Here is a 25,804-nt window from a genome sequence, read left to right as displayed (position 1 = left end):
AACCTATGAAGCAGCAACCTGGAAAAATTGGTATCCGTGAATATGTGTCCATCGCCATTTTAATGGTTGGTGCAAAAATAACTGAAGACACACCAACTGCTCTGTTTCAAAAGGTCCAAAATGCAGCATGGATGATCCCGATCATAACGGCCGTAATCTCTTTTATCCCGCTCTTTTTATTAATAAAGACCATGTCATTGTATCAAAACAAAAATCTATTTTCTGTTATTCAAAAATTACTCGGAAAATATCTAGGATTTTTTGTCTGTCTTCTAATATTTATCATCAATGTATTTTCCATTTCGTTCGATTCAAGAACGTATACAACGATCATAAAGACGTTTTATTTTAATAGGACACCTATGGTCATCATCTATGCCATCTTAATGGGCGTTTGTGCATATGGTGCGAAAAAGGGAATTCAGCATATCGGATCGGTTGCCTATCTAATTATTTACTATGCGATACTATTGTTGTATCTTGCGTTCTTTTTAAGTACGCAAGAAAGTAGTATTCAATCCCTTTTCCCCATTTGGGGCCCTGGAAAACTTGAAATATTGAAGCAAAGCACCCTAAGTCTATCCCTTTTCTCTGAATTTTTACTGTTTGCTTTGATTATACCGTCCATCACCTCATACAAAGATTTTCGAAAAGGGACGTGGATTGCCTTAGTTTACGTCAGCATCCAATTGAGTGTGGGTATTATCATTTTCATCTGTCTGTTTGATACATCCTTAAGTCAAAATGGTTATCCATTCCACACAGCGATTCGTTTTATTTCAATTGGAACTTTTTTTCCGAATATCGAAATTATATTTTTCGTCATATGGTTGATGGCGGCATTTATTCGTTTCACAGCATTTTTGTACATAAATGCACTTATGTTCGGTCAGCTATTTAAAATTAAAGACTTTGAATTCCTCATTCCATCACTGGCAACGCTTTATTTATTAATTGGATCCATTCCGGAATCACCTTATGATCTCAGTCTCCAACTGAAACCGATTTTAAGAAGTGTTACAGGTCCTACACTTTTGGTCATTTCAATCACTTTATGGCTGGTTGCACTGCTTAAGGGAGAATTTAAACATGAAAAAAACAGAGGCAGTATATAGAATATTATTGTTTTTCGTCACTGTTTGTTTATTAACAGGTTGTTGGGATCGTCAAGAAATTGAAGACAAAGCTTATGTGATCGGAATAGGATTAGATCGCTCCAAAGATGAAGGGAAAATTAAAGTCACCATGTTACTTGCTAATCCGGAAGTCGGCAGTATGCAAGGTGGTGGTGGGTCAACCGAAAAGCCACGGGAAATTGTCTCGTTTGATGCCAATGATATTATTGCGGCGAAAGCCACAGGCAATTCCGTCATCTCCCGGGATATTAGTTATGAACTATTGAAAATTATTGTTGTTTCCGAGGAATATGCACAAGACAAAGATTTTATTAGGAAATTTTACGACGTTTTAAAGGATAAAGACATTCGCTTGGATTGCCATTTAGCCATATCTAAAGAAAAGGCAAGTGAGTATTTTATTAATAATCGGCCGAAAATGGAAACAAGACCACATAAATACTTTCAATTCATGATTGATCACGGAATCGATAATGGGTTCATCCCAGATTCTACCCTCTTTCGTTTTTTTAAAACGTTAGAAAGAGGGACAGACCTCTTTTTGGCGATGTACACAACAGCCGAGAAGACAAAGAATCCTGAATTAAGAAGTGAAGATGAATACATTGCAGGGCAGTTGAATGCTACTGGCGAACTGGATGTTACACAATTTATTGGGTCAGCTGTCTTTAGGAATGGTGTTATGATTGATAAGCTAACCGGTCAAGAAACACGTAATATCAATATTCTAGATGATTCAACGAACATCCAAGATATATTGGTAGATATACCTGATCCTTTTTCGGACGACCAGTTGCAGTTTGCAGCAAGAGTCATGAAAACAGAAAATAATAAAGTGAAGATGGACTTAAAGGGTCAAAGGCCAAAGATTTTTATAACCATCCCATTAAAGATAGAAATTATATCAAACCCGTCAATGGTCAACTATACAGAGAAAAAAAATCAACAAATAGTAAAAAAACAAATAGCCGCTCATATAAAAACATTGAACGAAAAATTGTTGAAAAAAACACAAACAAAACTTAAAGGTGTACCATATCCATTATCCATGTATGCCAGAAGATATTTTGGAACGATTCAGGAATATAAAAAATTCAATTGGGGTAAATCATATCAGGTAGCGGACATTCATGTGAAAGTAGATGTTGAAATTGTTGATTATGGTAAAAGAACAAAAAAACCTCCAAAGGTGGGGGCATAGTTGGAAAAATTAATTTACGTTAGTCTGTTTTTAATTATTGTTTATACCATGGGATTCGGCGTTTCCTTGTGGAAGGAAAAACAAAAAATAGGTGCAATGGCCATATTTTTTCTGTCTCTTTGCTTAATCATCCTGCCTTTCTTCTCGATTCTTTAAGACTAATCTCAATCGCTAATAATAAAGCAAACATCGAGGGCTGGAAAATCAGTCCTTTTTTATAAATAATTAGTTTGTTGTTTGGATAAACTAACAAAATGTGATGAATAATGTAATTTTAACAATAGAAGTGTAATTTCACTAATAATTGATTTATAATGGAAGTAAATGACCAGAATGATATGGTGACTTAATTTACGCAATATACAAACGGGGTGTGAACTATTGATGATCGCGGATCAAATATTAGTGAAAAAAATGAACCAAAAGGTATTATTGAATGAAATTGTTTCTAATTCTCCAATCTCAAGGGCTAGATTATCGGAAATAACAGGATTAAATAAATCGACTGTATCTTCCCAAGTAAATACATTAATAGAAAAGAAGCTGATTTTTGAAATTGGACAAGGGCAATCCAGCGGCGGGAGAAAGCCTGTGATGCTTGTTTTTAATAAAAATGCCGGTTTTTCAATCGGAATAGATATTGGTGTTGATTCTATCATTGGAATTCTAACAGATTTAAAAGGAAACATCGTTGTAAATCAATACCATCATCTAGAGAAACCTTCTCTTGATACCAACAAAGATATATTATTTTCAATGATTAAGGAACTTAGCAATCAAATCCCTGAATCTCCTTATGGTTTAATTGGCATCGGGATATGTGTTCCAGGTCTTGTCAGTACAGAGCAAAAGGTCATTTTTACTCCTAACGTCGACTGGAATTATCAACTTGACTTAAAAGCTGACATCGAAAAGGAATTTCAAGTACCCGTCTTTCTTGAAAATGAAGCCAATGCTGGTGCCTATGGAGAAAAAGTCTTTGGGGCAGCTAAAAATTACGAAAACTTAATTTACGTGAGTGTCGGTACGGGAATCGGGATCGGAATTGTCATTAATCATGATATATATCGAGGGGTTAATGGGTTCGCTGGTGAAATGGGTCATCTAACCATCGACTATAATGGTCTCAAATGCAGTTGTGGCAACAAAGGGTGCTGGGAATTATACGCCTCTGAAAAAGCATTACTCCACACTTTTCAGCAAAGCAATCGTGTCAATTCCAGTGATGAACTAATCCATCTGGCCAACCAAAATGATCCAGAAATATTAATGGCATTACAAAATTTCGGCTTTTACCTTGGAATTGGAATGACAAGTATCTTAAATACATTTAACCCACAAGCAATTATTATTCGAAATGACGTTGTCGAAGCTCTGCCTATGGTTATGAACTCAATTAGAAATTCTATTTCATCAAGAAGTAATGATCAGCCTATCCACAGTCAGGAATTATTACTCTCTTCCTTAGGAAAAAATGCTCCCGCATTAGGGACATCTTCGATTGTTATTGAACACTTCTTAGAAATGTTTACAGCTTAAATCATGTGTATGCTGAAAGGTGGCGGTATGCTTGAAAAAAACGATTTATATTACGAGAAAACTACCCGGGGAAATTGTTGATAAACTCTCAAGTCAATTTCATGTAAAGATGTGGTCTGAAGAAAATGTTCCTGTTCCAAGGGATGTGTTATTAAAAGAAATAGAAGAGGTAGACGGGCTGATCTGTCTATTAACAGAAAAGATAGACGAAGAGGTGCTAAATAAAGCGAAACAGTTGCAGGTCATTAGTAACATTGCGGTTGGCTATAATAATATCGATATTCAAACTGCAACAGAGAAGGGCATGATCGTAACTAACACACCTGGAGTATTAACCGAAACGACAGCGGATTTAACGTTCGCTCTACTAATGGCAGCAGCCAGAAGAGTGGTGGAGGGATCGGAATATTTGCGCAGTGGGGAATGGGGGTCCTGGTCCCTTATGCAAATGACTGGACAGGATATTTATGGTGCCACCTTAGGTATTATTGGATTAGGCAGAATTGGCGAAGCCCTCGTTAAGCGGGCGCAGGGTTTTGATATGAATGTTCTTTATCATAATCGGACAAGGAAACTGGATAAAGAGGAACAGCTAGGGATTCACTACAGAGAAATGAAGGACTTGTTGCAGCAATCTGATTTTGTTTGCCTGCTTCTGCCGTACAGTCCTGAAGTCCATCACTTAATCGGTAAAGAAGAATTGTCGCTTATGAAAAAAGATGCCATCCTTATCAATACAGCAAGAGGGGGCATTGTCGATGAAGAAGCATTATATCATTCATTGAAGAATGGGGAGATTTGGGGAGCCGGGCTGGATGTTTTTGAACAAGAACCCGTACCAATGGACTACCTTTTATTGTCCCTGCCCAATGTGGTAACCCTGCCGCACATTGGAAGTGCAAGTGTGAAAACAAGAATGAAGATGGCACATTTAGCAGCTGATAATATGCTGAGTGTATTAACAGGCGGGCAAGCCCTTACCCCGGTTAATACTAAAAAGTAAAAGTAAAATACGACACTTTTCTGAAATATTTGTTAAGAAGGATAGTTGTCGCAAGAGGTGTCAATATTATTTATCTTCATAATTATTGGTAATTATTCCGTTATTTAGTAGGTGGCGCAAAGAGAGCCGTTTTTTCTTGATAGAGACAGAGACTTAGAGCATCAGGAGTTAGCATGTTATGAAGTTTCTAATAGAATTAATCATACCTTTCTGTTGTAAAATCCTTCCTCAAATATGACAAAAATCATATGTTACGATGAATTTGTGGAAAAACGGCAAATTGTCGAAATAGGAGGAAGAATCAATGATGAAGAAAAAAGCAATTCTTACTGTTGCAGCTGCAGCGGCATTAATGATGTCAAATCCGGTCTTAAATAAAGCCCATGCGGCCACTAATAGCCCGTCGGTACAGGAAAAGGTCTATGTATACCAAGGGACAAATATGAATGAGCTTAATAGTGTCATTGAGAAATATCTTGCTAGTTTAGGATTTACAGTTACACAAAATACTGAAAAGCAGCCAACTCCAACTCAACCGAATCAAACGGTCGAAACAAAGGAGCCTGCTCAAACTGCACCTCAGCCTGTGCAGCAACAACCAGCAGCTGAGACAGCTACTACACAAACTACAAGTACCTTAAATGCTTATGAGCAAAAAGTAGTTGAATTAACCAATCAAGAAAGAGCAAAAAATGGCTTGCCGGCTCTTAAAGTGGATGTAACGCTTAGCAAAATGGCTCATGAAAAATCCCGTGATATGTCTGCAAATGGCTACTTTAGCCATATAAGCCCAACATACGGTTCACCATTTGATATGATGAAGAAGTATGGGATTACCTATCGTTATGCAGGTGAAAATATTGCAATGGGACAGCGTACTCCTGAAGAAGTCGTCAAAGCCTGGATGAATAGTGAAGGACACCGTAAGAATATTCTCAGCCCGAACTACAATTATATTGGTGTAGGTTATGTCGCGCAGGGGAACTATTGGACACAGGAATTTATTGGTAAATATTAAAAGTTCGGGGCTTGGGGATGAATGATCCTCAAGCTTTTTTTGTATTAAACTAGAAAAATCATTTAGTGTCAGAGGAATTAGTTGAATGAATCTTGAATTATTAAAGGGGTAAATTAAAAGGTATAGTATATAAATTTAAGGGGTGGAAAAATGAAAGTATTAGGATTTGGCGGCATCTTTTGGAGATCAAAAAATATTGATTCTTTAAAAAAATGGTATAACGACGTTCTAGGTATCCCTATGGACAATGATTGGAATATGACAATCATTACTCCTGGAACAGAAAATGAAACAGCTTTTTCATTTTTTACAGAGGAAAATGATTATTTCCCTAAAGAGCAATCTGTTATGTTGAATTTTCAAGTTGATAATATGGCTGAGTTTCTTGAGCATCTTAACCAAAGAGAGGTTCCTCTTTTGAAGGAGCCGGAGCAAAGTGAATATGGAACATTTATTTGGATTTCTGATCCCGACGGCAGATGGATTGAATTGTGGGAAAAATCCACTGACGTTCAAGAAAAGATATAACAGGCAACGAATGTTTTCTTCATTACAAACAAACGGAGCCATTTAGAAAACTAATCAAACGTTTGATTAAAACGTGGCATCCTCAGGATGTAGGGGTGAAACAACTAATCAAACGTTTGATGCAAAAAACCTTACACCTTATAAAAATAATAACGAAACTCGTCATCTACTTTAAATCCTTGGTTTTCCCAAAAGTGCCAGGCTTTTTCATTGGTATGCTCCACTGAAAGTTCGATCCCTTTCGATTTTGTTAATAGGGTAAATTCCTTCACTTTGGCAAAAAGCTGTTTTCCAATTCCCCCATTACGACACTGTTCTGTTATATAGAAGTCATTTAATAACCAAACCCGTTGTAAACTTAATGACGAAAAAATCGGATAAAGTTGCGCAAAGCCAATTACTTCACTTTGTTGCTCTGCAATAAAGATGACAGACTCTAAATGTTCAAATTTTTCGTATAGGAAACTTTCTACTTTCAAAGGATCCTTTGGGTGTTTAAAATACTCACGATAGGAATCGAAGATTGGAACTAGTTTAGGCAAATCTTCGATTGTAGCTTGTCTAAATATTAATTTGCTGCTCATTATACATCCCTCTATGTTCAAAAATATATTATCCTTCTATTCCATTCTATCATAAGTAGTTTTTCATGCTCCTTACCATCTATAAACTTCATGACATAAGAAAACAAACACAGAAATATTATTAGGAAGTGTAAGTAATCATTCTTTCATCCTGTAAGGGGGGTGAAAATAACGGAACCAAGTGGAAGTGAACGAACCCAAAATCGTTATATCAAGTCGACTTTTCAAGCACTTGTTCAGGCAATTATTCCACCCCATTTTAGATATATAAATTCAATAGGCATCGTTCAAGTGCCTGGAGCTCTGGAATTAGATGTTTATGAATATATCATTTGGATATTGGATCATTCAATTGCTCTTCCGGTTAAAGCGCAACTAAATTTAGGAGATTGCAGGTCCATGTCGAAAGCTACTGCTGAATTACTAGACGCGGGCGCTGCTCATTTAATTCAGATGGGGCAGATTCAATATCCACTTAATGTACATACATTCTCTGGCGGAGGTCCATTTTCAGCACTTTCTCCGATAGACAGGTTGAGGGCGATTAGCCATATAGATCGGCTTGAAATTAATCTTGGAACCTTGAGTAGTCCATACAAAAATAATCCGGGACTTGTTCGAATTATGATGGATGCACTAAATGAACTCCCTATGTTTGGCCAGTATTCGGAATGGACAGCGTACGGAACTACACGACTATTTCCTCCTGAGTACAGAAGAGTGGAATATTTTCCGCATGGATGGTTCCAGACCCAATATCCAGGTCCGTCTTTTGGATATCGTGATTTTCGTGGATTCTTAGCAATCATTCAACACAAGAAGGTGAATGACTAATGGCCAATCAGGACGTGATTGTAATTGGTGCTGGCGGTGGTGGAGCCGTGATTGCAAAAGAGCTGGCAGAAATGGGATTAAAGGTTTTGGTTATAGAAGCAGGTCCTTGGTACGGGAACAAAAAGTGGCCTAATCCAAATATACAGCCTGGAGCCGAATCTAGTTCGGCACCAGATGATTTGGATGTCCTGCTATATAAACAATTGTTGAACAAGTATGAAATGAATATGAATGATTTAGTTTCAGGAAGGTTTCGTTGGGGCCCAGCGGATCGCAGTCGCCCCCAATGGTTTCGGCATTCTAATCAAAAGGGCGTTATTTGGCAATGTTCCGGTGTTGGGGGAACCACACAGACCTATACAGCAAATTGCCCCCGGGCATATCCCACCGCCATCGATGATGTCTGGCCCCTATCTTACCTTGAACTTATTCCCTATTATGAAAAGGTTGAAGCGACCCTACCGGTCAACTTTGCCGCTACTACGGCAAAGGAAGACCTATTTTACCATGGTGCGAAGAAGGCAGGGTGGGATTTAATTCCTACACTGGATGTAACCGTTCCAGGATATAGGCCACAGCCTAATGCTATTTTGCCTCCCAATGATCACATCAAAAATCCAAACATCTCCGTTGAGGAACTATCCTGGATGGAAGGATGCACGCTTTCGGGTCATTGTATCAATGGTTGTCCGCATGGACCATCTGTAGATAAAATGGCAAAACGCTCCACAAATGTTAGTTATATTCCGCTTGCTTTAAAGACAGGAAATGTTTGTATAAGACCCAATGCCTTTGCAATAAAAATACTAACAGAAAATACCCCTGCTAAAGGGCTGCATGCCGTTGGAGTAAGAATACGGGACACTTGGACGGGGGAGCAGGAAGAACTAAGTGCAGAAATCGTAGTGATGGCGTCCGGATGCATTGAAAGTCCAAGACTCTGGTTAAATTCAGGACTGCCTGAGAATCCATGGGTTGGAAGAGGATTGGTTAATCATTATATGGACTGGTTATCTGGAATCTTTGATGAAAAGGATTTGATTCCAATACTCGGAACCTCAGATATTAATCCCTTTGTAGGAAATACCTGCGGGGCCAGGCTGGACTATCCCGGACTTGGAACGCTGCAGACGGTTGGGATGAGTCCGGGATTAACCGCTTCCTTTTATGGGGTAAGTGAGTCTGGTTACTCTTTCTTATACCCGCCTAGCTTGGACGATCCTTGGGATATCAAGGGGCGTCTTTTTGGATGTGACTTAAAAGAAGTTATGGATTCCTACCGTAGAACCTTAAATATTTTAGTAAGTACCGATGATGAAGTCGATCAGCGAAATGGAATTACCCTCGACCCGTTACTGAGTGATGAAAATGGGCCAGTGCCTGTTGTGACGTATCAGCCTGCCAAAGCATCCAGAAGGAAACGAAACCACCTAGTGAAGATAGCGGCAGATTTGTTACGAAAAGCTGGCGCTAAAAAAATAATATGGACAAATTGGCCGGCTGGAATGATGATTCATATGGAAAGTACGATGCGAATCGGTTTTGTTGTTGATCAGAATTGCGAAGCATTTCAAGTAAACAGGTTATATATCGCAGATAACAGCGTCCATTATAATAGTTTAGGCGGAGTCAATCCTACCCTTACGACACAGGCTTTAGCTACCCGTACAGCAGAGAAACTATTTAATAAGTATTTTACTTAGCATGCTTGGAAATCCTACTTTTATATAAATCAAAGTTTGGTGGGATTTTTAAACATGAAATTATTTGACTTAATTCAAGATGTTTTTGAACCATTTATGGACGGCGAGAAAAGACCATTAAATGTCATGGAGGTTTCCAACCTATGGTTTTTTCTATTGGGAACGGAAACGACTATGCGAAATGAGGAAATCGGTTACAATCTAGCTCAAGATCCAGAATTAAAGCAAATTTTAAAGGATATCAGAGAAACCGTTCATATTCCGATTAGAGACGAGCTGAAAGAGTTTCTCATGAGAGAGGAGGTCCCCTTTCCACAATCAACTCCAGAAAAACCAGTTGGAGATTATAAGAGTATTCCCGAAGGTGCTAAATTAAACGATGAAGAGATGGCTAACTTAATGTCCTACAATCTTGCTATGGGGGTTAATTATGCCTCTAGAGGACTTACTGAATCCATTCGAGCAGATGTTGGTTTAATCTTTTCGAAAATTATTCTGAAAAAGACCACTGCCGGCTTAACGGTAAAACAGTATTTGGATCGGCACGAGTGGCTGCGAATTCCGCCTTATTACAAGGCTTAGGTAATGTAAAGTATTAAGAGCTTTCCTCAAACCTACAATGAAAGTCAATTTGTAGGTTTTTTATATTTTTTTAGCCAATTGACATAAACATAAGTTTCAATTAATATTTATTTATTAATCAATAAATAAATTGATATTGAAAAGGATGATAGCAATAGTGGCAGTCAGGGAAGATAAAAAAGAACTCATAATCGAAAATGCAGTAGGGGTCTTCGCTGAGAGGGGGTATTATAAAGCAACAACTGCAATGGTCGCAAAGGCTGCGGGAGTGACACAGCCTTATGTATTTCATTTTTTTAAAAACAAGGAAGAATTGTTCAAGGCTGTTATTGATCGTGCATTTGGTCGCATTTATGATACTTTTGCTGAAATTCAAGCACCTGCCGATCGATTAATTGAAACGATGGGGCATGCATTCGAACAAATTATTCAAACGCATCGTGATGAGGTATTGATGGTTATGCAGGCATACGCCATATCAGATACCGGTATTCGCGAACATGTCAGTAAGTTATTTCTAACCATTTTTGAATCTCTAACATTAAAATTTGAAAATGCAGGGATTCCAAATGCTAAAGAAACAGCATCCCAGTTTATTGGCACAGGTTTATTAATTACACTTGCAGAAGTTTTAAATTTGCCGCAATTAACACCTGGAAAAGATCATTGTTAAAAAGGAGCTTAAATCGCTCTCTTTTTTTACAATTATATTTATTGATTGATAAATAAATAGCATCATTTTTTTTGGAAAAATATTTATTGACTGATAAATAAATCATTTGAAAGAAGGGATTATATTGAAGGGAAATCGAAATGAAGTTGAGCCGTCTCATAAACTATTTGAAGGAGAAAGAGGTCTTGTCCTTACTGGTATGATTGGATTTATTCTTTCGGCAGGCATCGCTCTTTATATCTATTTTCAAGGATCGATTAAGGCACCGGAGGGCAATTTGAGGGATGCTTTTTCCTTTAATGCCGCAATTGGCATGTTTTTGCTATCGATGGCTGCGATTTTACCGCTTACAAGATTTAAAGCAGGGAGGCGGAAAGCGGTGCGGTGGTCATTTATCATGGTAAGCTTATATTCCTATACCATTGAAACGGTTCAGAACTTTAGAGGCATAAGTCCAAGATTTTCACGTGAAGGAACAGTTGTGGATACGGCAGCTGGAATGCTGTTTGGGGTTGTTTCATTAGTTCTTGTCTTTTTGGCGATGGTCCTTGTGCTCCATTTTTTTCGATTGAAACGTCCTTATGAACGCCCCTTGCTTCTATTGGGGATCCGCTATGCCTTTCTCTCTGTTCTTGCTGCAAATTTTGCTGGCATCTGGATGATTTTTCTTCAAGACCGCCTAACTGGGGATGGGGGAAATGTCATTGTCCTGCATGGATTTGGATTTCATGCCCTGCAAACACTAATCTTGCTAGCTTGGCTTTTGGAAAAAGCTCAAGTTAGTGATCGGATAAAAAAGCGGCTGATTCACTCCGGGTGTATCGCATGGATGCTCTCAATACTTTTGATAGGTATCCAAACTGCATTAGGTCGTACAGTATTTGAACTGACTCCATTACCCTTTCTCGGCATCCTGTCATTACTCGTTTGGTTTGGAACGTTAATCATCGCCTGTGTTTTTTGGATAAAGCAATGGAAGATTACCTCGGTAACAGCAAATCAGCTTCCTTTAATGAAGGAAAATAAGTAATAATATCCTGTTTTACCTCAAAGTTAAGGGAGCATCATTTTAATCTGGTGCTCTTTCCTCAGTATCGGCTCCGCCTACGCCAAATACCATGATAGCCACGCATGCTATCCCCTCTAATATGTACTATAACGCTAGATTATGAATAGAATATGAACTAGTTGTTAATCATCCGTTAATTTATTGACTATAAAACTAATCAAACGTCTGATTAAATCGCTAGAACCATTGATATACATGGTTTTGAGAGATTGACCAAACGTTTAATTAGAAAAAGTAACGATCATTTTAAAGGAATCCAAATTTCCGAGTAGTAATCATCGCCCCAAGGATCACCGGCTGAATAGACTTCTAAATCTGGCGTCCCTGCGTGCTTGTAGTGGCTGGAAGGGAACCATTCGGTGTATATTTGTTTCCACACTTTTTGAATAGCATCAGGCATTGCACCGTGCACTTCAAATACCGCCCACTTTGAAGCGGGTATCTCGAGATTCATTAAGCCTTCGGGAGTGTCACCAGTATGTTCCGTAGCAATCCAGTAATCCATTAATTGTGTCTCCGTGCTTCGTTTATCGACACATACTCCAAGGACTCCGTTAATAACCCCGTTATTCAACTTGAAAAATAAATCGTTCGTTCCATCTGTATGAACATCAGCCCACATTTTTGGAATCTCCGTTAAGTTCTCCCCGTTCTCACATGATAGCTCGCGCTTGATTCCAACTACTTGGAAACTTTCTCTTTTGATAATTTTGTATTTCATAAGCTCCGCTCCTTTCAATGTTACCTGAATGGCCAAGCGATTATACGTTTCAACTTCCCTATTTTAGTATGAAATTTTATAAATTAGCTAAACTAATATAAAAATCTCAGGGAGGCTTCTTATGGGCTTTGTGGTCTTTTTCTTACTGGCATGGCTAACTGGATCTCTTGTAGCAGTTATAAAAAAGAAGCTAACATTGGCTGAGAATACATTGGTGTTCTTAGTTGTTTTAATTGTTAGTATTAACTTTTCCTGGATTGTTATTGAGGAACTAAGGCTAATCAAACTAACAAAATCAACCTTAGAATATACGGGTTTCCTACTCAATCGTAGTGTAATCACTCCATTTTTAGTCCTTATTCAGCTAAATCTCCTTCTATGGAGTAAAACGATGATGATGAAAATAACAATAATTGTTGCTGTTGTTATTCTACTGATTGGTGTAAGTAGTCTCTCTAACTTTTATGACATAATCGACTATAAACATTGGAATTATTGGTATGATGGAATCTATTTTTTTATTCTAAATTTAATTGCGATTTTTTCTTATAAGTTATATGCGAGAGTTTCTCGGAATGTGGTGAGCTATTAATGATACTATGGGAAGATTTTGATAAAAATGAGATCTATATCTTAATTATGATAGTTGTTGCTTATTTGGCATTTTTTCTATTTCCGAAAAGATTACCTACTTCGATTACCATTTTATTTTTAGTTTGGGGATTCGCAAGCTCTACTTTGTTTGATTTCACTATCGGCGGTGGATTGCTTGATTTTTATAAGGTCAATGATTCTAACAAATATGAGCTATTTGATTTGCTCAGCTATTTTTTATTTGCCCCGTTCAGCTATTTTTTCGTCTACTTTTATGAAAGATTTAAAATCGGCAGGAAAACATTTGTATTTTATGTGCTCGTTTGGTGTTTTGTAGGTTTACTGATGGAAAAAGTCTCTGGATTTATGGGACTAACACATTATCAGCATGGTTATAGTATTAAGTATTCATTGGTGGTATTCTTAGTAGTTCAGACAAGTACAGCCCTTTATTATGAATTAATAAAGAAAAGAGAACCATTAAACAAGTGATGACCTCATCCTGTCATGGTAATTCAGCGGTACATTGTCATGGTCAATTACGTACGGAAAAATTGTAAAACTGTACCTTTACCTTCAGAAACTTCTACCTCCGCATATGCCCCATTGATGAAGGTGATTTGAGGTGGGAGATGTCCGCAATCAATATCATGAATAATTGGTAATTTGAGTTCATTAGCAAGGTCTTGATATACATCTTCCACCGTATAGTTTTCGACAGACTTATTGGCTTCACTCCGGCCAAACATTAGTCCAGAACAATTATCAAACCAGCCGGCTAATTTCATTTGGACCAAGGATCTCCGCAAATCAGCAGTATTCATTTCACAATTCTCTAAATACCAAATGATGGGCTCTCCATTTATATGTTTTTTTCTAAAAGCATCTACATCACCGAATGGTGTCCCGATAAGATGCCTAATAATGTCTATACACCCGCCGAGCAAGCGCCCTTCGATCTTAACAGGTTGGTTTCCGACAACTTTCCAAACGGTCTTTTCGGTTAAATGAAAGACACAGGGTGAGGGATTTGTATGCTGCCATTCCTTTTGATAATGTTCAGAGGAATACTGAATAATAGCCTCTCCAGAGTTCGTTGCTAATACAGACTCCCACATGGCGGTCGTTTCATCCATCAATTCTCCTCTTAAGTCTACGAGATTTGTCCCATGAGCGGTAGCAATACCTGTTTTCAAGGTAATCGCAAGCAAAAGCGCACTAACATCTGAATAGCCTAAAACCCACTTCTTATTAATATTTTCAAATTCTATATGTTCGAGAATCTCGATTAACAATTCCCCGCCCCAAGGTGGAACGATGATGTCAAAGTCACTGTTTTGCATCATTGCATTAAATTCATTTGCACGGATTAAAGCTGGAGCTGATTTAGCCTTGTCTTGAGTCCATGTTGTTTCTCCACAGACCACCGTGAATCCTCTTTGCTTCATCCGGCTGCATGCTTGTTTAATGACTTCATGAAGTGGTGCGGGCACACCTGATGAAGGTGCGGTTACTCCAATGGCAGCTCCCTTTTTTAAATTCGGATAGGTAATCATAATGAAAATCCCCCAAACATGCTTTTACATGATTTTACCAAAAGGTTTAGTAATATTCATCAAAAAATAAATTTCACGATTTTGTCAATTTATGACTAGCCATGTGAACTTGAAAACGCTATAATTAAATTATGAAACAACGTACCACGATGTGGAACAACTAAAATCCAAGAGAAAACCAATTAAGTATAAGGAAGTGGATATTGTGGAAACAAGGTACTCAACACACCCAGATCATGCAAAAACATTTACAACCGAGGAACTTCGCAAACACTATCTAATTGAAGAATTATTTGTGCCAGGCGAAATCAAACTCGTGTATACGATGGAAGACCGTGCTATTGTTGGTGGCATCACGCCAATGGGAGAGACGATTTCTTTAAAGGGCTATGACCAAATCAAAGCCGATTACTTCTTAGAGCGCAGAGAAGTGGGCATTTTCAATGTTGGTGGAAGCGGGAAAATCACCGTGGATGGTGAGACATATCAAATGGACAACAAAGATTGTTTATATGTTGGATTAGGAAAGAAAGAGTTACAGTTCACGAGTGAATCTACTGTGAGTCCAGCAAAATTTTATTTATTCTCTGCCCCGGCTCATAAAGAGTATCCCGTTCAACACGTAGCCTTCAAGGATATTGAAGGTGACCGATTAGGATCACTTGAAAATGCAAATGATCGAGTGATTCGCCGCATGATACATAATGAGGGAATCCAAAGCTGCCAGGTTGTGATGGGCTTGACGCAATTAAATACGGGAAGCGTGTGGAATTCGATGCCAACTCATACACATGACCGCAGGATGGAAGTCTACCTATATATAGATTTAGATGAAAATGCAAGAATGTTCCATATGATGGGTGAACCAACCGAAACGCGTCATTTGGTAATGAAGAATGAACAAGCAGTCATCTCACCGCCATGGTCGATTCACTGCGGCAGTGCAACTAGTAATTATACTTTTATATGGGCAATGGCCGGAGAAAATAAAACCTATAACGATATGGACCAAGTAACCATGGACCAACTGAGATAACTTGTAAACTGCAAAATGATATGACATAAAAGAAGAGGTGTTTAACAAATGAGTTTAAGAGATTTTTCACTAGATTTTTTTCAGTTAACGGGTAAGGTTGCGATTGTGACAGGAGGAAATACAGGTCTTGGCCAAGGGTATGCGATCGCGTTAGCGAAAGCTGGAGCAGATTTATTTATTGTATCCCACGATACCAAATGGGATGAAACCAGAGCTCTGATTGAAGAGACTGGACGTACGGTCCACTTTCATCAAGCCGACTTAACGGTAAGGGAAAATATTAAGAATATCGTAGATGAGTGTATGAACGTCTATGGGAAAATTGATATTCTCGTGAATAATGCAGGAACCATCCGTCGTACGCCATTACTAGAATACAAACAAGAAGATTGGGATGCGGTTATGGATATCAACCTGAACGCAGTCTATTTTCTAAGTCAAGAGGTTGCTAGAGTCATGGCTAAGCAAGAAAGCGGAAAAATTATCAACATAGGTTCAATGCTGTCCTTCCAAGGTGGTAAATTTATTCCGCCATACACAGCCAGTAAACATGGGGTTGCGGGTCTTACAAAGGCATTCGCCAACGAATTAGGACATTACAATATTCAAATCAATGCGATTGCACCTGGATATATCGCTACTGCCAATACAGCGCCAATTCGTGCAGATGAGGAACGGAATGCAGAAATTCTCTCTCGGATTCCAGCCGGAAGATGGGCTGATCCATCAGACCTTATGGGTGTAGTGGTCTTCTTATCTAGTAAAGCATCCGATTATATGAATGGACATATTCTGGCAGTTGACGGTGGTTGGTTAGCCCGTTAATCCGGGTATAGGAATGAGAGGTTCAAAAGTCAAAGGCGGTTCAAAGTCTTATCGCTTACATCCGGCCGCCTTTGATTGTTTACATTTGATTTAGGAACATAACACAGCATGTCTCAACTTTTATTAAAAAATTACCCATTATTAACCGAAAGGTAAGGTATGCAATTATGAAAATTATGAAGACGATTGAAAAAATCCCTGGTGGTCTTATGCTGGTTCCATTATTTTTAGGTGCAATTATTCATACACTCGCACCAAAATCTGGGGAGTATTTTGGTTCATTTACAAATGGGTTAATGACCGGTACAGTTCCAATTCTAGCAGTCTGGTTTTTCTGTATGGGTGCAGGAATCAATATAAAAGCAACAGGTACGGTTTTACGAAAATCAGGAACACTTGTGGTAACAAAGATAGCGGTTGCATGGGTCGTTGCCATGGTTGCTGCTATGTTTATCCCAGATGGCGGGATTCAAACAGGCTTTTTTGCAGGGTTCTCTGTTCTCGCTTTAATCGCATGCATGGATATGACAAACGGTGGTTTATATGCTTCCATTATGCAGCAGTACGGCAGCAAGGAAGAAGCTGGTGCATTTGTCCTTATGTCACTTGAGTCAGGTCCACTCGTGACTATGTTAATTCTTGGTTCAACGGGGTTAGCTGCATTCCAGCCGCAAGCATTTGTAGGCGCTGTCTTACCTTTCTTAGTAGGATTTATTCTTGGTAACTTGGATAAAGATTTCCGTGAATTTTTCAGTAAAGCTACACATACCATGATTCCATTCTTTGGTTTTGCTCTTGGTAACTCGATTGATTTGACTGTGATTGCGAAGACAGGTCTGGCAGGAATTTTATTGGGTCTTCTTGTAATCGCTATCACAGGAATTCCATTAATGCTAGCTGATAAGTTTATTGGTGGCGGAAACGGTACAGCAGGACTTGCAGCATCAAGTACAGCAGGCGCTGCAGTGGCCAATCCGATGATCATTGCTACGATGAAACCTGAATTTCTTCCGGTTGCACAATCGGCAACGGCTTTGTGTGCAGCGTCTGTGATCGTAACATCGATATTAGTTCCGATTTTAACTGCCTACTGGTCACAATATATGAAAAAGAAAAACAATGAACCAGTTGTTCCGGGCGGAAAGAAAATCACGGCTTGATAAGTAAATCAAGGGAGACATATTGGCGTATGTCTCTCTTTCAATTAAGGGGAGAATCGTATGAGTAGAATAATGACAGTAGGAGAACCAATGGCACTCTTTGTAGCAGACCAAGAGGGCTCCTTAGAAAATGTTGAGCGATTTGATCGTTTTGTTGCAGGGGCTGAGGTTAATTTTTCGATTGGGATGTCACGCTTAGGGCATGACGTTACCTATATTACCCAATTGGGGATGGACCCGTTTGGCAAAAATATTGAAAAGTTTCTAAAGCAGAATGCGATTGATACCACGTATGTGACGTATAATGCAAACTTTTTAACAGGGATGCAATGGAAGGAAAAGGTCGTGAGCGGTGATCCGGAAGTGTTTTCAGCCCGTAAAAATTCAGCAGCTTCACATATGAACTTGGAGACAATCGCTCATTTGAACTGGGACGGATTTGACCATATTCATTTAACGGGTATTCCGCCTGCCTTATCAGCAGGATGTCGAGAGATGGTTAACGAACTTATGAAGGAAGCTCGGGAGCGAGGCGTGCAAATTTCGTATGATCCTAATTTGCGTCCAGGCCTTTGGACTGACAAAAACGAAATGGCCCAAGTCATTAACGACCTGGCCTGCCGTGCAGACATTGTTCTTCCTGGCATTGAGGAAGGAAAACTGTTAACAGGTAAAGAAGATGTTCAGGAGATTGCTGCTTATTATCACGCCGCCGGTGTAAAAACAGTCGTTATTAAGCTCGGGGCAGCAGGGGCGTTCACAAGTTCACAAGGTGAGCAATTCTACACAGACGGTTTCCCAGTAAAGAAAGTCGTTGATACGGTAGGTGCTGGTGACGGATTTGCTGTTGGGGTGGTCAGCGGGATATTGGAAGGTTTACCTTTGAAGGAAGCAGTAGGACGCGGAGCTGCAATCGGTGCGCTTGCAGTGATGTCCCCTGGTGATAACGACGGATTACCTAATAGAGCCAACTTGGAAGCTTTTATTGAAGAATCATTGGAGAAGCGTTAATAGATGAGATGAAAAAAGGTAAAGAAAATCCGTTTGATCTGGTTTTCTTTACCTTTGTATTATCTTGTTTAAGAACCAGTATACCCAAGGTTTCTTGAAATAGCGATACTATACTGTTTCATTTTGTCAATTAATGTAAGGTTGATCAGATCCATCGTTACTCGATTATTAGGTCCTGAAATACTAAAACTAGCGATAATCTTACCTTTATGATCGTAAATAGGTGAGGCGATACACATTAGCACTTCTTCATTCTCAGCATTATCTAATGCATAACCTTGCACCTTCACCGTTTCAATTTCTTTGATGAATTCTTCTTTAGATGTAATTGTTGTTGGTGTCTTAGGAATGAAGGAAGTATTTGAAACGATTTCTTCAAATTTGTCCGGCTCCATGTCTGAAAGCAATATTTTTCCTACAGCGGTACGGTACATAGGAGCTCTGCTGCCAATACGTGAATACATCCGAATGGTTTGATTACTTTCAATTTTATCAATATAGACCACTTCGCCCCGGTCTTCAATGCATAAATGAACGGTTTCATTCACTTCGTGTGATAATTTTTCTAAATATGGTTTAGCAATCGTGACAATATTTGAGTTGTTTAAAAGGTTTCTAGAAAGAAAGAGGACTTGTAAGCCAAGTTTATACTTGTCTGTTTCTTCATCTTTGACAACATAATTCATACTCGATAATGTGGATAACAATCGATGAAGGGTACCTTTTGTCAGTCCAACCTGCTCCGATAGCCGCGTAATCTGGATGCCGTCGGGATATTCAGAAAGCTTATTTAATATGGTTAGAGCTCTTTCAAGGGATTGAACATTAGACATAATTTCTACCTCTTTTGAATGTTTTTCATTTTACATTTTTGGAACACTGTTCTATTATATGATACGATAAGAGGTATCTTTTGTAAATTCAAATAAGATCAATGAAAATTTTTTGAGAATAATTTTTTAAAAAAAAGTAGAAAGAAAGTGACTGCTATGATGAAGAAAATCAATATCTTAACGAAAATTGCTGAATGTGGTGTGGTTGCGGTTGTAAGAGCAGACTCTAAGGAAGAGGCTGTTAACATTTCGGAAGCCTGTGTAGAAGGCGGCATCCAAGGGATTGAAGTTACTTTTACCGTCCAAGGCGCAGATGAAGTGATTAAAGAATTAGCAAACCATTATCAAGATAATAATAATGTAGTGATTGGAGCGGGAACAGTACTAGATGCAGCAACGGCCAGGATTGCCATTTTGGCGGGGGCACAGTTTGTGGTGAGTCCAGCCTTTGATCAAGAAACGGCAACGTTATGTAATCTTTATCAAGTACCCTACATGCCTGGCTGTATGACCCTCACTGAAATGAAACGTGCTTTAGAAGCGGGAGTAGATATTGTGAAATTGTTCCCTGGCAGTGCCTTTGGTCCAGAGTTTGTCAAAGCAGTAAAAGCGCCGCTTCCGCAAATAAACATTATGCCAACTGGTGGAGTCGATTTAGATAATGTTGAACAATGGATTAAGAATGGCTGTGTAGCCGTCGGAGTAGGCGGTAATCTAGTAGCACCGGCTAAAACAGGGGAATACAACAAGATTACTGAGTATGCAAAACAGTATGTTGAAAAAGTTCAAATTGCAAGAGGAAGATAAGCTGTATTCCATTTCGTGGTTTTCCAGTATCGAAACAAGGACTAGCTAGTGTTTGTTTCGATCTTTAATAAAGAGGAGGAATAGATGATGCCAACAAATTTAAAAGACACAACTACATTACATAATGGTGTAAAAATGCCGTGGGTAGGATTAGGTGTTTTCAAAGTAAAAGAAGGAGAAGAGGTAGTTCAATCCGTTAAAGCAGCCATTAAGAATGGATACATTAGTATTGATACCGCCGCTATCTATAAAAATGAAGAAGGCGTTGGTCAAGCAATAGAAGAATCAGGGGTGCCGCGTGAAGAATTATTTATCACGACCAAGGTATGGAATTCTGATCAAGGCTATGAGACAACCTTAGAAGCATTTGAAACTAGTTTAAATAAACTTGGACTCGATTACTTGGATCTTTATTTAATCCACTGGCCAGGAAAAGATAAATATAAAGAAACATGGAAGGCTCTGGAAAAGCTCTATAAAGATGGCCGTGTACGCGCCATTGGTGTAAGTAACTTCCTTGTTCATCATCTAGAAGATTTAATCAGTACCGCAGAGATTAAACCAATGGTAAACCAGGTAGAATTCCATCCACATCTAACCCAAAAAGAATTGCTGGCTTACTGTAAAAAGGAAGGCATTCAATTGGAAGCATGGTCACCATTAAAACAAGGCCAACTTCTAAATGAACCAGTTCTTGAGGATCTTGCCCATAAATATAATAAATCAGTTGCTCAGGTAATCTTGCGCTGGGATTTGCAGCATGGTGTAGTGACCATTCCAAAATCAATCAAAGAACATCGCATTATCGAAAATGCAGATCTTTTTGATTTTGAATTATCCGCTGAGGATATGGACAAAATCGATGAATTAAATCAAGATAGCCGCGCTGGCTCCCATCCGGATACAATGAGAGTTGGTTTTGAAGAATAGAATTTAATGATCAAGCGTTTGCCCTTAGTATTAAAGGGCAGGCGCTTTTTCTTTCCTTAGAAAAAATATTACTTGTGCTATAATGTTCTATATCTTAAAGGACAGTAGAACCTAAACCTCAGGAAGGAGCAGGACACTTGGACGTAACATTAACTCATAAACGTATTAAAGAAATGTGCGGCACTGTCTCCTTCAAACGAGGAGAGTATTTTTATCAAACAAATAAAGTTATATTTCAGCAATATCTCCCACATCGCTGTCAAGCAACCGTGGCAGGTGATGAAGATTTTCATGTGACAATCGAAATAGGTCCCAGTGGCGACCTCCGAACGGAATGCAGCTGCCCAAAACTGGCTTCTTTTTCAAAGGAGTGTCAGCATGTTGCGTCCGTTCTACTAGCGATTTACAATCACCAACAGAAAGGGATAATCCCGTCGGTGTCTCAATCAACCCAGCAAGAACTGACCGAAGGATTACTCCATCTCTTTTCGGATCAGCCCGTGCGATCAAGCGGTCATCAACGTCATTTTGAAAAAAGAAATGTACTGGATATCGGGTTTATCTTGAAGCCCGTTGATATTGGCTGGGGAACCAATCTATTTACAATCGAAATTACGCTCGAAAGCATCGTTGTCCCAAACACCCGTGAATTTCTAGAACAGATTAGAGCAGGAAAAACCTATACACTTACCAATTCATTTACCTTTGACCCAAGTCAGCATTGCTTTCATCAAGAAAGCAATGACATTCTAGAACAGCTCATTCAAGTGGTGCGAGATGAAAAAGTTTATATGGATGCGGTGCCTGACACCAATAACAATACCACTACACTGCAAATGCTATTCATTCCATCATCCGCTTGGGGCCGCCTTCTTTCTTTCCTTCGCAAGATACCTAATGTGCTAGTGGAGTATGAGGGCCAAACCTATCCGGGGCTTCGTGTATCTGAGGAAGGGCTACCCTTACAATTTGATTTTTCAAAAGCGGATGGGAACGGCTATCAGCTGAAAGTAAAAAACTTGGAGCGGATGATATTCTTCGAACCCTATCATTCCGTTCTATTTGAGGGGAAAATGAAACAGCTCGAAGATCACGACTTTAAACGTCTTTCTGATCTCAAAAAGATGCTTGATGCCTCAGGAATTAGTCAAATTCCGATTCCAGAAGAGCAAATTCAGTTTTTTTTGGAAAAAGTGGCGCCTGGACTAAAAAAACTAGGCCAGGTTACGATAGCTGAAACAATCACGAAGCAATGGATGAACACGCCACTGGTAGCCAAACTTTACTTAGATCGATTGAAAAACCGCTTGCTGGCCGGACTCGAATTTCACTATGAAAATACAATCATTAATCCATTGGAAAATAGGGACCTCCCGTCTGGATCGGTAGTGATTCGCGATGTGGATAAGGAAGAAGAAATCTTGCAGATCTTTGAGGATAGTTCGTTTGCCAAGACAGATGGCGGATATTATCTCCATAACGAAGAACTAGAATATGACTTTTTAACTTATGTCGTTCCAAGACTTCAAAAACTTGTCCGAATCTACGCAACGACAGCGGTCCGAAATCGGATTTCCAGAGAGAATTTTCGTCCGCAGGTAAGGGTAAGGGTTAAAAGGGTACGGACCAACTGGCTTGAATTCAAATTTGAAATGGACGGTATTCCTGAAAGACAAATACGTGAGGTTTTGGCGGCTTTAGAGGAAAAAAGGAAATATTATCGTCTGCCAAATGGGTCGCTGCTTTCGCTTCAGACAAGAGAATTTGAAGAAATCCAGCGTTTTCTTTATTCACCTCTAGCCAAAAATAAGGACCTCGCCAGTGGATTAGATCTACCAATAGAGCAGAGTCTTCAACTCCTTGATACGGTTGAGATAAGTGATGCGTTCAAACTAGAAGAATCCTTTCGGCAGTTCCTGGATCACCTTCACCATCCTGGCAAGTTAGAATTCGAGGTGCCTACAAGTTTAGATCCTATACTCAAAGAGTATCAAAAACACGGGTTTAAATGGATGAAAACTCTGGATTACTATGGATTCGGAGGGATATTGGCGGATGATATGGGGCTTGGAAAAACGATTCAAAGCATCGCGTATATTGTATCAGTCCAGTCTGATATTCGAAAAAATAAGCAGCCGGCCCTTGTTGTTTGTCCGTCATCGTTAACCTATAACTGGCTGAGTGAATGCAGGAAGTTCGCTCCTCAGTTAAAAACAGTTGTTATTGATGGAACGAAAGCAGAGCGGACCCAACTGCTGAAAGAACATACAAATGTTGATGTCGTGATAATCTCCTATCCGTTATTGCGCCGTGAGATTACCTGGTTTGAGAAAAAAATGTTTCATACCGTGTTTTTCGATGAGGCCCAAGCCTTTAAAAACCCGGTGACACAAACAGCCCGAGCAGTAAAGAAACTGCAGTCCCAGCATCGCTTTGCGCTTACAGGTACACCAGTGGAAAATGCCTTAGAGGAGTTATGGTCGATATTTCATGTTGTTTTTCCAGAACTGTTTCTCGGGCTAAAGGAATATAGCAAGCTTTCAAGAAAAACGATTGCGCGGAGAATCCGTCCTTTTTTACTGCGCAGGTTAAAGGAAGATGTTCTCGCTGAACTTCCTGGAAAAATGGAGTCTTTGGAATCGGTCGAACTGTTCCCTGAACAAAAGAAATTGTATGCTGCCTATTTGGCGAAACTAAGGCACGACACGTTGAAGCATCTCGACAAAGATACGATTCGCAAAAATCGAATCAGAATATTGGCAGGTTTGACGCGGCTGCGGCAGATTTGTTGTCACCCAGGTTTGTTTGTAGATGGTTATCAAGGAAATTCGGCGAAATTTGAACAGCTCTTGCAGATTATCCAAGAATCAAAGCTCTCTGGAAGAAGGGTATTAATTTTTTCCCAATTTACGAAGATGCTTGAACTTATCGGACGGGAGTTAACGGTAAAAGGGATGAACTACTTTTATCTGGATGGACAGACCCCATCAGAAGAACGAGTCAACATCTGCGAGCGCTTTAATCGCGGTGAACGGGATTTGTTTCTCATTTCCTTGAAAGCAGGAGGAACCGGTTTGAATTTAATGAGTGCGGATACTGTCATTTTATATGACACGTGGTGGAATCCAGCTGTTGAGGAACAAGCGGCCGACCGTGCCCATCGGATGGGTCAGAAAAATGTTGTTCAGGTCATCAAGCTGGTAGCACGCGGGACGATTGAGGAAAAAATGAATGAACTACAAGATAAAAAGCGACACCTCATCGAAGAAATCATTGATTCTGATGAGAAAGTCATATCAACGCTTACGGAAGAGGATATAAGGGAGATATTGATGATATAGAAAAAAGGAGCTGCAGCCCAGCTCCTTTTTTTGCTTTACACACCAATAACATTCAATGATTGGCGGAGACCTTCGATTGCAAATTGCCTGATGAATTGAAAGGCAAATAATGCAATAATCGGTGAAAAATCAATAGGACCAAGTGGCGGAATAAACCTTCTAAACAAACCTAAGTAAGGTTCGACAAGCTTAGCAATCCAAATCCCAAGCTTGCTTTCTTGAAACTTAGGAAACCAAGAACCAAAAATGGATATTAAGATTAACCAATAATAAGCCTCAAAAACATAATGTCCAATAAGTAAAATATTAGAGCCCAATATAGATCTTCCGTTCTATCATAATTTTTTTTATTTTGCCATTCATCGTACCTATATATACTTGTACGATTTAGATTCAATAAAGTTTCAAAATTTTAATAAAAACCTAAAGGCGGTTTAGAACTTCAGGGATAAAATCTGTATAGCTGTCAATATGAAAATCTGCTTTGATGTTGCGATTTTGAAAGGCACATGTTTTAATATTTAATTCGCGAGCGGGAATTAAGTCTAAATCACGGTCACCGACGACCAAATCAATTTGGTAACTTTTTAAAACATATTCATAAGAGGAACTGTGTGGTTTTCGTGTAAATCCTTGTTCCTCCACGGATACAATGTCTTTAAAGTAGTCGGTTAACTGATATTTCTCAAGCAGAAATACAGTGGATTCCTTATCACGATGCGTCACAATAATATTATTATCCACAGATGATAAAGCTTCCTTTAAGTATTCAAATGGCTTGCTTTCTGTCTTTGAATAATAGTTATGTAAATTTTGATATTCAAGTCTCTGCTCCTCACCGATTCCATAATGCTTAAAGGCAGTTTTAGAATCAATTTTAAGCCACTTAAGAACCTCATCACGGTCCAAATCTTGTTGGCTTAAGCGGATGAATCCAGAGACAAGCGCTGGATAGGTATCAAAAAGAGTTCCGTCAAAATCCCAAAGTACGTTCATAATAATCCCTCGTTTCCGAAACATTTTCATTTTTCTTTTAAGAGAGTACCACAAGTTGAAATTAAAGAAAAATCATTAAGCACACCGGAGGTAGAAAATTTGTTATAATTTACGAAGGGAATGT

The 25,804-nt window shown here is 39.1% G+C and carries 27 protein-coding genes; 21 read left to right on the top strand and 6 right to left on the bottom strand.

Annotation, left to right across the window (positions count from 1 at the left end):
- Nucleotides 1-5: 5 nt before the first annotated feature.
- The 7 genes from BR30_RS0131385 (at nucleotide 6) to BR30_RS0131355 (ending at nucleotide 6,425) form a co-directional block, all read left to right on the top strand.
- Nucleotides 6-1,115, top strand: a complete 1,110-nt coding sequence (locus tag BR30_RS0131385) for a GerAB/ArcD/ProY family transporter (RefSeq protein WP_026568501.1) — start codon at nucleotides 6-8, stop codon at nucleotides 1,113-1,115.
- On the top strand, nucleotides 1,090-2,337 hold the full coding sequence (locus BR30_RS0131380; RefSeq protein ID WP_026568500.1) for a Ger(x)C family spore germination protein: 1,248 nt from the start codon (nucleotides 1,090-1,092) through the stop codon (nucleotides 2,335-2,337). Before BR30_RS0131385 ends, BR30_RS0131380 begins: the two co-directional genes overlap by 26 nt.
- Nucleotides 2,338-2,493, top strand: coding sequence for a hypothetical protein (locus BR30_RS37150; RefSeq protein WP_155928994.1), 156 nt, complete (start codon nucleotides 2,338-2,340; stop codon nucleotides 2,491-2,493).
- A 225-nt stretch (nucleotides 2,494-2,718) separates the two neighbouring features.
- Entirely contained in the window at nucleotides 2,719-3,876 is a 1,158-nt protein-coding gene (locus BR30_RS0131370; RefSeq protein ID WP_026568499.1) for an ROK family transcriptional regulator, read from the top strand.
- 31 nt (nucleotides 3,877-3,907) lie between these two features.
- Nucleotides 3,908-4,879: a 2-hydroxyacid dehydrogenase gene (locus BR30_RS0131365; RefSeq protein ID WP_026568498.1), complete on the top strand. Its 972-nt coding sequence runs from the start codon at nucleotides 3,908-3,910 to the stop codon at nucleotides 4,877-4,879.
- 307 nt (nucleotides 4,880-5,186) lie between these two features.
- A complete protein-coding gene (locus tag BR30_RS0131360) occupies nucleotides 5,187-5,897 on the top strand; it encodes a CAP domain-containing protein (protein WP_026568497.1) in 711 nt (236 codons plus the stop codon).
- A 150-nt stretch (nucleotides 5,898-6,047) separates the two neighbouring features.
- A complete protein-coding gene (locus BR30_RS0131355) occupies nucleotides 6,048-6,425 on the top strand; it encodes a VOC family protein (protein ID WP_026568496.1) in 378 nt (125 codons plus the stop codon).
- Between the two features lie 131 nt (nucleotides 6,426-6,556).
- Here the strand turns inward: BR30_RS0131355 and BR30_RS0131350 are convergent, their stop codons facing one another.
- Nucleotides 6,557-7,009, bottom strand: a complete 453-nt coding sequence (locus BR30_RS0131350; protein ID WP_026568495.1) for a GNAT family N-acetyltransferase — start codon at nucleotides 7,007-7,009, stop codon at nucleotides 6,557-6,559.
- A gap of 162 nt (nucleotides 7,010-7,171) precedes the next feature.
- Here BR30_RS0131350 and BR30_RS0131345 point away from each other — a divergent pair, with 162 nt between their 5' ends.
- The 5 genes from BR30_RS0131345 to BR30_RS0131325 all read left to right on the top strand — a co-directional run bounded on the left by BR30_RS0131345 (nucleotide 7,172) and on the right by BR30_RS0131325 (nucleotide 11,831).
- Nucleotides 7,172-7,843 carry a hypothetical protein gene (locus BR30_RS0131345; protein WP_051633868.1) on the top strand — a complete coding sequence of 224 codons (672 nt, stop codon included), beginning with the start codon at nucleotides 7,172-7,174 and terminating at the stop codon, nucleotides 7,841-7,843.
- Nucleotides 7,843-9,546: a GMC family oxidoreductase N-terminal domain-containing protein gene (locus tag BR30_RS0131340; RefSeq protein ID WP_026568493.1), complete on the top strand. Its 1,704-nt coding sequence runs from the start codon at nucleotides 7,843-7,845 to the stop codon at nucleotides 9,544-9,546. The genes BR30_RS0131345 and BR30_RS0131340 overlap by 1 nt, the downstream gene beginning before the upstream one ends.
- 54 nt (nucleotides 9,547-9,600) lie before the next feature.
- The gene (locus BR30_RS0131335; protein WP_026568492.1) at nucleotides 9,601-10,128 is read left to right on the top strand and encodes a DUF3231 family protein; all 528 of its coding nucleotides are present in this window, start codon (nucleotides 9,601-9,603) and stop codon (nucleotides 10,126-10,128) included.
- Between the two features lie 157 nt (nucleotides 10,129-10,285).
- Nucleotides 10,286-10,801, top strand: a complete 516-nt coding sequence (locus tag BR30_RS0131330; RefSeq protein WP_026568491.1) for a TetR/AcrR family transcriptional regulator — start codon at nucleotides 10,286-10,288, stop codon at nucleotides 10,799-10,801.
- A gap of 124 nt (nucleotides 10,802-10,925) precedes the next feature.
- Nucleotides 10,926-11,831 (top strand): hypothetical protein, encoded by a 906-nt coding sequence (locus BR30_RS0131325; RefSeq protein ID WP_051633867.1) that lies wholly within the window; start codon nucleotides 10,926-10,928, stop codon nucleotides 11,829-11,831.
- Nucleotides 11,832-12,111: 280 nt separating this feature from the next.
- Here BR30_RS0131325 and BR30_RS0131320 read toward each other — a convergent pair whose 3' ends face one another.
- Nucleotides 12,112-12,591: a GyrI-like domain-containing protein gene (locus BR30_RS0131320; protein WP_026568489.1), complete on the bottom strand. Its 480-nt coding sequence runs from the start codon at nucleotides 12,589-12,591 to the stop codon at nucleotides 12,112-12,114.
- Nucleotides 12,592-12,712: 121 nt separating this feature from the next.
- On the opposite strand from BR30_RS0131320, the gene BR30_RS0131315 reads away from it, so the two are divergent.
- Entirely contained in the window at nucleotides 12,713-13,183 is a 471-nt protein-coding gene (locus BR30_RS0131315) for a hypothetical protein (RefSeq protein WP_026568488.1), read from the top strand.
- On the top strand, nucleotides 13,183-13,677 hold the full coding sequence (locus BR30_RS0131310) for a hypothetical protein (protein ID WP_026568487.1): 495 nt from the start codon (nucleotides 13,183-13,185) through the stop codon (nucleotides 13,675-13,677). Before BR30_RS0131315 ends, BR30_RS0131310 begins: the two co-directional genes overlap by 1 nt.
- Before the next feature lie 47 nt (nucleotides 13,678-13,724).
- Here the strand turns inward: BR30_RS0131310 and BR30_RS0131305 are convergent, their stop codons facing one another.
- Nucleotides 13,725-14,741 (bottom strand): S66 family peptidase, encoded by a 1,017-nt coding sequence (locus tag BR30_RS0131305; protein WP_026568486.1) that lies wholly within the window; start codon nucleotides 14,739-14,741, stop codon nucleotides 13,725-13,727.
- A gap of 205 nt (nucleotides 14,742-14,946) precedes the next feature.
- Here BR30_RS0131305 and kduI point away from each other — a divergent pair, with 205 nt between their 5' ends.
- The 4 genes from kduI to BR30_RS0131285 all read left to right on the top strand — a co-directional run bounded on the left by kduI (nucleotide 14,947) and on the right by BR30_RS0131285 (nucleotide 18,773).
- Complete coding sequence (kduI, locus tag BR30_RS0131300; protein ID WP_026568485.1) at nucleotides 14,947-15,777, top strand: 5-dehydro-4-deoxy-D-glucuronate isomerase; 831 nt, start codon at nucleotides 14,947-14,949, stop codon at nucleotides 15,775-15,777.
- Between the two features lie 48 nt (nucleotides 15,778-15,825).
- Nucleotides 15,826-16,602, top strand: a complete 777-nt coding sequence (gene kduD, locus BR30_RS0131295; protein ID WP_026568484.1) for a 2-dehydro-3-deoxy-D-gluconate 5-dehydrogenase KduD — start codon at nucleotides 15,826-15,828, stop codon at nucleotides 16,600-16,602.
- Between the two features lie 167 nt (nucleotides 16,603-16,769).
- Nucleotides 16,770-17,762 carry a 2-keto-3-deoxygluconate transporter gene (gene kdgT / locus BR30_RS35000; protein ID WP_035446449.1) on the top strand — a complete coding sequence of 331 codons (993 nt, stop codon included), beginning with the start codon at nucleotides 16,770-16,772 and terminating at the stop codon, nucleotides 17,760-17,762.
- 60 nt (nucleotides 17,763-17,822) lie between these two features.
- Complete coding sequence (locus BR30_RS0131285; RefSeq protein WP_026568483.1) at nucleotides 17,823-18,773, top strand: sugar kinase; 951 nt, start codon at nucleotides 17,823-17,825, stop codon at nucleotides 18,771-18,773.
- Between the two features lie 68 nt (nucleotides 18,774-18,841).
- Here the strand turns inward: BR30_RS0131285 and BR30_RS0131280 are convergent, their stop codons facing one another.
- On the bottom strand, nucleotides 18,842-19,606 hold the full coding sequence (locus BR30_RS0131280; RefSeq protein WP_026568482.1) for an IclR family transcriptional regulator: 765 nt from the start codon (nucleotides 19,604-19,606) through the stop codon (nucleotides 18,842-18,844).
- 159 nt (nucleotides 19,607-19,765) lie between these two features.
- On the opposite strand from BR30_RS0131280, the gene BR30_RS0131275 reads away from it, so the two are divergent.
- The 3 genes from BR30_RS0131275 to BR30_RS0131265 all read left to right on the top strand — a co-directional run bounded on the left by BR30_RS0131275 (nucleotide 19,766) and on the right by BR30_RS0131265 (nucleotide 24,684).
- Nucleotides 19,766-20,413: a bifunctional 4-hydroxy-2-oxoglutarate aldolase/2-dehydro-3-deoxy-phosphogluconate aldolase gene (locus BR30_RS0131275; protein ID WP_026568481.1), complete on the top strand. Its 648-nt coding sequence runs from the start codon at nucleotides 19,766-19,768 to the stop codon at nucleotides 20,411-20,413.
- 87 nt (nucleotides 20,414-20,500) lie between these two features.
- Nucleotides 20,501-21,343 (top strand): aldo/keto reductase, encoded by an 843-nt coding sequence (locus BR30_RS0131270; RefSeq protein ID WP_026568480.1) that lies wholly within the window; start codon nucleotides 20,501-20,503, stop codon nucleotides 21,341-21,343.
- 137 nt (nucleotides 21,344-21,480) lie between these two features.
- Nucleotides 21,481-24,684: a DEAD/DEAH box helicase gene (locus tag BR30_RS0131265; protein ID WP_026568479.1), complete on the top strand. Its 3,204-nt coding sequence runs from the start codon at nucleotides 21,481-21,483 to the stop codon at nucleotides 24,682-24,684.
- Between the two features lie 35 nt (nucleotides 24,685-24,719).
- Here the strand turns inward: BR30_RS0131265 and BR30_RS34995 are convergent, their stop codons facing one another.
- The gene (locus BR30_RS34995; RefSeq protein WP_035446447.1) at nucleotides 24,720-25,001 is read right to left on the bottom strand and encodes a YggT family protein; all 282 of its coding nucleotides are present in this window, start codon (nucleotides 24,999-25,001) and stop codon (nucleotides 24,720-24,722) included.
- 106 nt (nucleotides 25,002-25,107) lie between these two features.
- Complete coding sequence (locus BR30_RS0131255; RefSeq protein ID WP_026568478.1) at nucleotides 25,108-25,680, bottom strand: HAD-IA family hydrolase; 573 nt, start codon at nucleotides 25,678-25,680, stop codon at nucleotides 25,108-25,110.
- Nucleotides 25,681-25,804: the final 124 nt, after the last annotated feature.

The organism is Bacillus sp. UNC41MFS5, from assembly GCF_000686805.1.
The sequence above is the reverse complement of the archived record's forward strand: the minus strand, read 5'-3'. Positions and strand labels throughout refer to the sequence as shown.

Bases quoted from the DNA above. Each gene is read 5' to 3' on its own strand.
- BR30_RS0131355 (WP_026568496.1), top strand. From the start codon at position 6,048: ATGAAAGTATTAGGATTTGGCGGCATCTTTTGGAGATCAAAAAATATT.
- BR30_RS0131320 (WP_026568489.1), bottom strand. From the start codon at position 12,591: ATGAAATACAAAATTATCAAAAGAGAAAGTTTCCAAGTAGTTGGAATC.
- BR30_RS0131315 (WP_026568488.1), top strand. From the start codon at position 12,713: ATGGGCTTTGTGGTCTTTTTCTTACTGGCATGGCTAACTGGATCTCTT.
- BR30_RS0131275 (WP_026568481.1), top strand. From the start codon at position 19,766: ATGAAGAAAATCAATATCTTAACGAAAATTGCTGAATGTGGTGTGGTT.
- BR30_RS0131340 (WP_026568493.1), top strand. From the start codon at position 7,843: ATGGCCAATCAGGACGTGATTGTAATTGGTGCTGGCGGTGGTGGAGCC.
- kdgT (WP_035446449.1), top strand. From the start codon at position 16,770: ATGAAAATTATGAAGACGATTGAAAAAATCCCTGGTGGTCTTATGCTG.
- BR30_RS0131360 (WP_026568497.1), top strand. From the start codon at position 5,187: ATGAAGAAAAAAGCAATTCTTACTGTTGCAGCTGCAGCGGCATTAATG.
- BR30_RS0131335 (WP_026568492.1), top strand. From the start codon at position 9,601: ATGAAATTATTTGACTTAATTCAAGATGTTTTTGAACCATTTATGGAC.
- BR30_RS0131350 (WP_026568495.1), bottom strand. From the start codon at position 7,009: ATGAGCAGCAAATTAATATTTAGACAAGCTACAATCGAAGATTTGCCT.
- BR30_RS0131385 (WP_026568501.1), top strand. From the start codon at position 6: ATGAAGCAGCAACCTGGAAAAATTGGTATCCGTGAATATGTGTCCATC.
- BR30_RS0131270 (WP_026568480.1), top strand. From the start codon at position 20,501: ATGCCAACAAATTTAAAAGACACAACTACATTACATAATGGTGTAAAA.
- BR30_RS0131310 (WP_026568487.1), top strand. From the start codon at position 13,183: ATGATACTATGGGAAGATTTTGATAAAAATGAGATCTATATCTTAATT.
- BR30_RS0131380 (WP_026568500.1), top strand. From the start codon at position 1,090: ATGAAAAAAACAGAGGCAGTATATAGAATATTATTGTTTTTCGTCACT.
- BR30_RS0131285 (WP_026568483.1), top strand. From the start codon at position 17,823: ATGAGTAGAATAATGACAGTAGGAGAACCAATGGCACTCTTTGTAGCA.
- BR30_RS0131255 (WP_026568478.1), bottom strand. From the start codon at position 25,680: ATGAACGTACTTTGGGATTTTGACGGAACTCTTTTTGATACCTATCCA.
- BR30_RS0131305 (WP_026568486.1), bottom strand. From the start codon at position 14,741: ATGATTACCTATCCGAATTTAAAAAAGGGAGCTGCCATTGGAGTAACC.
- BR30_RS0131280 (WP_026568482.1), bottom strand. From the start codon at position 19,606: ATGTCTAATGTTCAATCCCTTGAAAGAGCTCTAACCATATTAAATAAG.
- kduD (WP_026568484.1), top strand. From the start codon at position 15,826: ATGAGTTTAAGAGATTTTTCACTAGATTTTTTTCAGTTAACGGGTAAG.